Here is a 7,303-nt window from a genome sequence, read left to right as displayed (position 1 = left end):
AACTCGCAGGAACGAACAGTTTACTTTTGCTTCCTTTCTCAATCATAAATTTAATTAAATTTCAAAAAACAAATCTAAAGGAGGAACGAAGGATCACACGCGGGATTCTACAAAGATTGGCGATATAGATTGCGGAGTTTCTGGTGTGATCCTTCGTTCCTCAGGATGACAAGTTATACGAGAAAACATTCTTATGAAAATGATTGCCCTAGCCCCGATAGAAGAGGAAATCCTTTTGTGGCGGTGTTCGCCACAAAAGATTACTTCGTCAGTTCGCTATCGCTCGGGTGGAACGGATAGCGGGATTAGCTCCTGAAAAAAAGCTTTATCATAGAAATTACGATTACAGAAAAGTATATAATTAAAAAAGCCTTTAGAAAATTTCTTCTCTAAAGGCTTTTTTATCTTAAAGTAAGAGTCTGTTATTTGACTGTTACTGTATAACTTAGTATTGAAGAACCATCAATAGTAGTAAATTTAATTCTATCGTAGAGTCCTGCCGGAACTCCTGTAGGTACTTTAAGTACAGCTCTGTACGGCGTAATACTCACAATTTCGAGAGGATAGGTTTGAGTTTTGGTTTTGTTATTGTAAACGACAGCGGCTGTGATGGTATTCATCATCCCTCCGCGTAATTCGAAGGTTTCCCCAATTTGTTTCTCAACAGGGCTGCCATATCTTTCTACTGAAAAATAGTCGGGTTCTGCAACCTCAACTTTAAATCGGTTGTCTACGCTGGTGTTTTGCAATATAAAAGCTCCATTTTTGATGCGCATATCGTATTTTCCTTCAGGCATATTTTCAGGAAGAAAATAGTATACTCCATAATTTGGAAATAATGGCAGACCTCCAACACCTAAATAGGCTATTTCTGCGGTATATTCTGTTTTTTGATCTGCAGCTGCTACAAAATACACTCTTGTATCTTTAAGGCTTAACCATAAATTATCGATACCATTTCCGGATTCGTTATTGATCATTCTTTGCAGAAAACCTTTGTTTAAAAAGTCTCCATTGTTATATGTCCAGCTTTTTGGTTCTTTTTGTCTAATATCGATTTTAATGGTATATTTTTTTGTAGTACCGGCTTTTGAAGTAACGGTATATACGGTACCATCTTTAAACGGAACTTCTGCGCCTAATGCCGGACTAATAGTAGCTTCTGTGCCCAAAACAATTTCTGGTTTTATCGTTTCCGGAATTGCCATATAACTGCTCCAGATAAAAAGAATATTCTCCTCTGTTATAGCAGCGCTTATGGCATTGTTTTCGGCATCCTTAAAGGTAAACGATTCAATTTGGGTATATCCGGGAACTTTAATTACATCGCCGGGAATGTCATTTATTTTATCAACATATTCTGTATCGCAGGAAAAAAATAGTGTTGATAAGAAAAGTAGTATAGCCGTATGTAAAAATATACCGGTATTGTTGCTTTTATCCATGATTATATGGGTTATTTAATTTTTAAATGATTTTATTTATTAGTTTTGCAGCGCATTGATTAGTCTGCTTTTATATTTTTAAAATGCCTGTACTGTCGATGCTTACGGTAATTTATAATGCCGTTTGATAGTCATGGGGGAATGATATGGTAGGGGTAATATGCAGAGATCGCCGGTCAGCTTTTACTGCAAGTAACCTGTAGACATTTCGTGATCCCATGTTCTTTTTTTTCGCCGTTATTAATTATAATACTTTTGTCCAGTTATAGCTTATTGTACTGCTTGATGTACCTGGAGCAACGCTTGTTACTTTTACTAAATAAGCTTCTGTAGCTGATGAAGGGCTGGTAACTGATGTTGCATCTGTTCCTGAATTTGTTTTCCAGATTACAATTGCTTTAGCAGGAGTCATAACGTGTGTTGTGATATTGTATGAGTAATATCCTAAACCGTAATTAGTTCCTGAGATAGTACCGTTATATCCTAGTACATTGTATTTGTCAGTTGGGGCAGTACCAAGATTAGCAGCTGCATTTTTAACAGCTACTGCTGTTTTCCATGTTCCCCACTCATCACAAGCTGCTGTTAGGTCTATTGTGCCTACGTACCATTTACCTGTATTACCTACAGGACGAATAGAAGCACCATAAATACCTTCCCATTGTACGTTTACACCGCCAATTGTTGCAGCAACCGGAGTCCAGTTTGCATCAACTGATGATGGAGCTTGCCATCTGTTTACTGTTACAGATGTTGAAGTTACAGTACAAAGATCAAGTAACGCTTTTTTCGTTTGATTGTTTGATACTTCTTGTTCTTTTGCTTGCGCTTGTGAATCAGCAATTTGGTCGTCAGAGCTACAAGATGTAATTGAAATAGCAGCCAATGCTACAATTGATAAAATTAATTTTTTCATAATTTTTTATATTAAATAGATTAAGTGGCTTATTTCATTACCCCGGCTACGAAGACAGGCATTTTTTTATTGTCTTAAATTTTAATTAGTTATCCTGAACGGATATTTCATAGTTTTAGTGATATTATAGCTTTCCATCATCAGCCAGTAATCAGTATCGGTTTGAAGACCAGTTTCGATAGCATCAAAAGAATACATTACATAAAAACTTGTAATATCGACTCCGTCATTGTATTGCTTCAATTGCAATTTTTTGTTTCCGTCTTTGTCTACTATAAAAAGTTTAGTTACTTCATAAGATGGTACAAAATTTTCTCCGGTTACTTTTATCGAAGCTCCTGCCTGAACGGTAAAAGTAGAAGTCTCGGTTGATAGCTCTTTTAAAGTTAATGCAGCTTGTTGTATCACAATCTTTACTGTATAAACTGCGGTTGTTCCGTCGGCTGCTTTTGTGGTATAGGTTACAGGAGTTTTGCTAAATACAGGTAATAATTCTGTTGCAGCAGGAGTAATAGTCGTTTTTTCCGGTAATGCTATAGCGGTTTCCAGATATTGGTATTCGTAAAAGGACGGTAGATAAACCGTAATCGTTTTTTTTACGTTATCTACAGCGCTGTATAAAGCCTGACTCTCGCCCGGATTGACCACGCGAAATGATATAATGCGCTTAGCATCAAGATTGGTTACGATCTCTTTGACTGTTTCTCCTTTTACATCGGTCCATCTGTCTTCTTCGCTGCTGCATGCAGTTAAGAAACTAAATAGGGTGAAGGAAGAAAAAAACAGCATTGTTTTTAAAGGGGTAATTTTAATAGTCATGTTAATTTGGATAGAGTTATTTAATTGAAAATTTAGTGCTTCCGGCCGGCACCATTACATAATCGAAAGTGTAGAACATATGTGGAGTATCCTTGAACCACTCGGCAGAATTATATACATCTTTATAAACTGATATCATTTTAATTTTAGCGTAATTGCCATTTGCCGTTTTAAGAATTATGGTTCTGGCAGGAATAACTTTTCCGTTAGCAATTTTAAGAGGTTCGCCAAGCGCATAAGCTACGTGGGCCTTTTGCGGATTAGTTCCGTCGGTTACCACTTCGCCACCAAAATCATATAAATACCATCCAATTCCGTTACCAAACGAACCTGCATCATCTGTTCCTATAAGATCTATACCGGTTTTAAACTGACTGTCTGCGGGAATATCAACGACTTCGTTAAAAGGTTTTTCTACTATGGTAATACCACCTTTACCGCCGGCAAGAGCGCCATTGTTTTGTGAATTACTGCCATTATTTCCTGATAAAAAACTAGCATAAAGTCCGCCAAAAGCAAGATCCCATTTTTTTGTCTTTTTAAAAGAACCATCTACAGCTTTGTTTTCTTCCAGACTATAATAAAGTGTTGCTGATGGAGCAGTAGGATTAGCATCAGAAGTACTGCCTTCATAATTTTTTACATGTATTACTTTATTAAAAAGTCCTGTGTCCGGTACTTCTGTTCCCGGGTTTCCGCCATTTTCATTTTCTGATTCAGCTGGTTTATCGTCTGATGAACATGCTGTAAGTGTAATGATAAGAAGAAAAGCGGTCAATAAAATTTGTGGTATTTTTATTTGGGTTTTAATTTTTTTCATTTGGATAATTATTTTGTGTTTAAATTTTTACTTCCGTCATTTTGAACATAATATCTAAAGGTAAAATAGGGTGCTGGCCAGTTAAGATCTGTTACCGCAGGCGGATTGCCTTTGTAAGCATTGATAAGTTGTAACTTGGCATATTTTCCGTTCGGAAGTCTGATGGCATACGTTCTGTTTGGAATAGACTGCATAATGTGACTACTTAAACTATAGTAAAACCAACCCGCAGAACTTTCAGAAGATGCCCAGCCAATTTTAGTAACTTCACTAGCATCAAAACTGGCATCTGTAGGTGCCTGATTTACATTTTTATAATCATCATTAACCAAAATCACGGCTGTTTTTTCGGCTGGTCCGCCAAAACCGGGATTGTATTGGTATTTGGCATTATTTACAAAAACTTCACTGTTGTAAGGTCCTGTAAAAGCCAGATCCCAATTGCCTGTTTTCATGTATTGCAGAGAATCTGCTTTTGTATGAAGCCATATTTGTTTCTGATCGCTAAAACGGAAAAGAAACGTATGAAAACTTCTTTGTTCTTTACCATCGGTTCCGCCTCCCATAGAAGCTCCCGTATCTCCCGCCAGATCACTAATTACTGTACTTTTCCCGTCTGTGAGAGAAGCTGTTGTATCCTCTTCATTACTGCTGCATGATGTAAAAAAGGTTACTGTAAAAAGCAGTACCAGCGTGCAGTATTTTTTAACTGTTTTGTTTGTTATCATTTAGAAAGTATTAATGTTTAATTTGTTTTTATTGATCTTTAAAGAACCGATAACTTAATCCGGCGAGAAGTATTCTTCCGGGCTGTCCGGGCATTAACGGATCTGTATAATTGAAGATATTGTCTGCTGTGAATCTGATACTGAGATGATCTTTTAAAAGACGTTTTTCAAGACTCGCATTCGTAAGGAAATATTCTTTTACAAAAATGTCATATTTATCAATGAATTGATTTCCGTTTCGATCTCCAAAAGGATATTTACCTCTAAAGTTTACCCTGACATTTGCATTAAGTTTCCATGGCGTATAACTGTAAAAAACAGACGCATTGGCCATATGACGGGAACGATTTTCAATTCCCCAATAATCAGACGGACGTGGTTTATAGGAGTTTCCTGTGGCAGGGTCATGTATGTTTTGGTTATAAGGCCATTTTCCTGATCTGATGCTGTCTTTTACGCTAAGGTCTTTCGCAATTAAGTATTGATATCCGGCGCTTATTTCAAGATTTTTTACAGGACTGTATTTTAAGCCAATTTCAAAACCTTTGTTTACAGCTTCAGGAAGGTTCTGATAGGTATAAATAATTCTGTTGTTGGTACCCGTAGCAACTTGTATGCTGTTGATTTGATTGGTTATCTTATGATAAAATACACTTCCTTCGATTTTCAGGGTTTTAGCAGGTTCTGTAATAAATCCTGCATTGTACGAAGTGCTTTTTTCGGCTTGTAAATTTCCGGCAGTTTGATTGAGAACATATTGTCTAATTTCGCTTATTTGTCCGTCTTGCTGCATTTGCTGCAAAGTAGGAGCGAGGACAGCATTACCAATTACAAGATAATTACTGCTGGAATTGTAAAACACTAAATAATTGGTTTTAAAATCAGGCGCTTTAAATCCTGTACCAATTCCGGCTTTAAAGGTTATTTTTGGAGTCATAAAGTATTGTAATCCAAAACTAGGATTTAGCCTTCCTCCAAAATTATTGGTATGATCGTATCGAAGTCCTCCAACTGCTTTTAGTTGCTGAAAAGGAGTCCATTCGCCCTGAACAAAAGTGAAGAAATTTTCTAATGAGTTTACATTGTTGAGCGCATTATCATTCATGTTTTCGACGCTTCCGCCAATACCTCCAACAAGCTGATAAGTATTGTTATTGCTATAAGAAAATTGCTGTTCGAATCGGTGTAGCGTTTGTTTAAAAACGTCCTGACTTACTGCATTGTTTGTTTGTTGCCAGGCGACACTCATATCAGCAGTGTAGTAAGTGAGATAATATCTGGTAATACTTCTAAGATTACTATTGAAACGATGATCAAAAGAAAGCGAAAGATTAAGATCCTGCTCGTCCTGATTGTCACCTGATATATGCCCTAAACCAAAATCCTTTTGCATAAAAGAACGACGCAAACCATAACGTCCGCTTAAACTTAGAAAGCTCTTTTCATTGACCTGATAGCGAGATCTTCCCTGCAAACTATAATTGTCATAAGGCGGAGAAGTATTTCCTTTGATGTATTTAGAATTCGTATTATAACCGTCTGTTCTGTAATAGTTAGCCGCGATATTTGCGGTTCCTTTATTTTGCAAAAAAGGAGTTTCGCCTTCTACTACAGCATCTATGATATTAAGTGATCCGTAACTTAAAGAAGCCTGCATTTGGGGATCGATAACGCCGTGTCTTGTAATGATATTAATTGTACCTCCAAGAGCTTCGCTGCCATAAAGACTTGATGAAGCACCTTTTATAATTTCGATACGCTCGATGTTTGAAACACTAATTCGGGAAAGATCAAAATTACCGTTATTTCTTCCCACCATTGGCTGACCGTCAATAAGGACCATTATATATTCGCTGCCAAAACCCTGCATTTGCACTCCAACAGATCTTGCACCGCCACTTATATTGTTAACCACCGCAATACCGGTTTGTTCTTTTAAGACTTCATCAAGCCTTCTGCTTCCCATTAATTCTATTGTTTTTCGATCTATTACAGTTACAGGCATTGCGCTGTATTGGGCGTTTATTAAGTTTTCGGGGTTATTTTTCACAACACGGCTTACTACGCTTACTTCTTTTAGGTCAATACCAGCTTCCATATTGATATGTAGCGATTTAGCCGCATGTCCGTTTAAGGTAATTTCGTGTATGTAATCTTTAAATCCCATATTAGTCACCGTTAAAGTATATTTTCCGTTTGCTAATCCGGAAAATGAGAAAGAACCATTACTGTCAGATGTTGCAATTTTATCACCAGGTTGTAATACAATCATTGCCTTTGACAACGGATCTTCTGAATGATAAATAACTCCTTTTATTGTATTTGTTTGCGATTGTATTAAACTACATTGTAGCAGAATAAAACCTGTAATAATCATTTTTGTTATAGAACTGTAGGTGCTTGTATTTCTCATTGATCTTTTATCGATTGCTTCAATTTCGAAAAAACAAAGCAACTATTCTTATTTAGACTGTGTAAAAATAGTAATTAAAGATTTACTAATAGTATTTTTTTTACACAATTGAAGTGGAAGAGAAATAATGAAAAATAAAGTAGTTAAACTTTTAAATAATGT

At 36.4% G+C, this 7,303-nt stretch carries 6 protein-coding genes; all 6 read right to left on the bottom strand.

The window, feature by feature from the left end; all coding sequences use genetic code 11:
- Positions 1-422: 422 nt before the first annotated feature.
- The 6 genes from FLACOL7796_RS03040 to FLACOL7796_RS03015 all read right to left on the bottom strand — a co-directional run bounded on the left by FLACOL7796_RS03040 (position 423) and on the right by FLACOL7796_RS03015 (position 7,141).
- Positions 423-1,445 carry a hypothetical protein gene (locus tag FLACOL7796_RS03040; protein WP_173969360.1) on the bottom strand — a complete coding sequence of 341 codons (1,023 nt, stop codon included), beginning with the start codon at positions 1,443-1,445 and terminating at the stop codon, positions 423-425.
- Between the two features lie 244 nt (positions 1,446-1,689).
- Entirely contained in the window at positions 1,690-2,361 is a 672-nt protein-coding gene (locus FLACOL7796_RS03035) for a hypothetical protein (protein WP_173969359.1), read from the bottom strand.
- Between the two features lie 81 nt (positions 2,362-2,442).
- Positions 2,443-3,180 (bottom strand): DUF5018 domain-containing protein, encoded by a 738-nt coding sequence (locus FLACOL7796_RS03030; RefSeq protein ID WP_173969358.1) that lies wholly within the window; start codon positions 3,178-3,180, stop codon positions 2,443-2,445.
- A 16-nt stretch (positions 3,181-3,196) separates the two neighbouring features.
- Entirely contained in the window at positions 3,197-4,000 is an 804-nt protein-coding gene (locus tag FLACOL7796_RS03025; protein ID WP_173969357.1) for an HmuY family protein, read from the bottom strand.
- A gap of 8 nt (positions 4,001-4,008) precedes the next feature.
- On the bottom strand, positions 4,009-4,728 hold the full coding sequence (locus FLACOL7796_RS03020) for an HmuY family protein (protein WP_173969356.1): 720 nt from the start codon (positions 4,726-4,728) through the stop codon (positions 4,009-4,011).
- A 28-nt stretch (positions 4,729-4,756) separates the two neighbouring features.
- Positions 4,757-7,141 carry a TonB-dependent receptor gene (locus tag FLACOL7796_RS03015; RefSeq protein ID WP_173969355.1) on the bottom strand — a complete coding sequence of 795 codons (2,385 nt, stop codon included), beginning with the start codon at positions 7,139-7,141 and terminating at the stop codon, positions 4,757-4,759.
- Between the last annotated feature and the right edge of the window lie 162 nt (positions 7,142-7,303).

Source organism: Flavobacterium bizetiae (assembly GCF_902804475.1).
Classification (GTDB): domain Bacteria; phylum Bacteroidota; class Bacteroidia; order Flavobacteriales; family Flavobacteriaceae; genus Flavobacterium; species Flavobacterium bizetiae.
The sequence above is the reverse complement of the archived record's forward strand: the minus strand, read 5'-3'. Positions and strand labels throughout refer to the sequence as shown.

What these genes read in the sequence shown, in the direction of transcription:
- FLACOL7796_RS03040 (WP_173969360.1), bottom strand. Translation starts at nt 1,445, where the DNA reads ATGGATAAAAGCAACAATACCGGTATATTTTTACATACGGCTATACTA.
- FLACOL7796_RS03035 (WP_173969359.1), bottom strand. Translation starts at nt 2,361, where the DNA reads ATGAAAAAATTAATTTTATCAATTGTAGCATTGGCTGCTATTTCAATT.
- FLACOL7796_RS03030 (WP_173969358.1), bottom strand. Translation starts at nt 3,180, where the DNA reads ATGACTATTAAAATTACCCCTTTAAAAACAATGCTGTTTTTTTCTTCC.
- FLACOL7796_RS03025 (WP_173969357.1), bottom strand. Translation starts at nt 4,000, where the DNA reads ATGAAAAAAATTAAAACCCAAATAAAAATACCACAAATTTTATTGACC.
- FLACOL7796_RS03020 (WP_173969356.1), bottom strand. Translation starts at nt 4,728, where the DNA reads ATGATAACAAACAAAACAGTTAAAAAATACTGCACGCTGGTACTGCTT.
- FLACOL7796_RS03015 (WP_173969355.1), bottom strand. Translation starts at nt 7,141, where the DNA reads ATGAGAAATACAAGCACCTACAGTTCTATAACAAAAATGATTATTACA.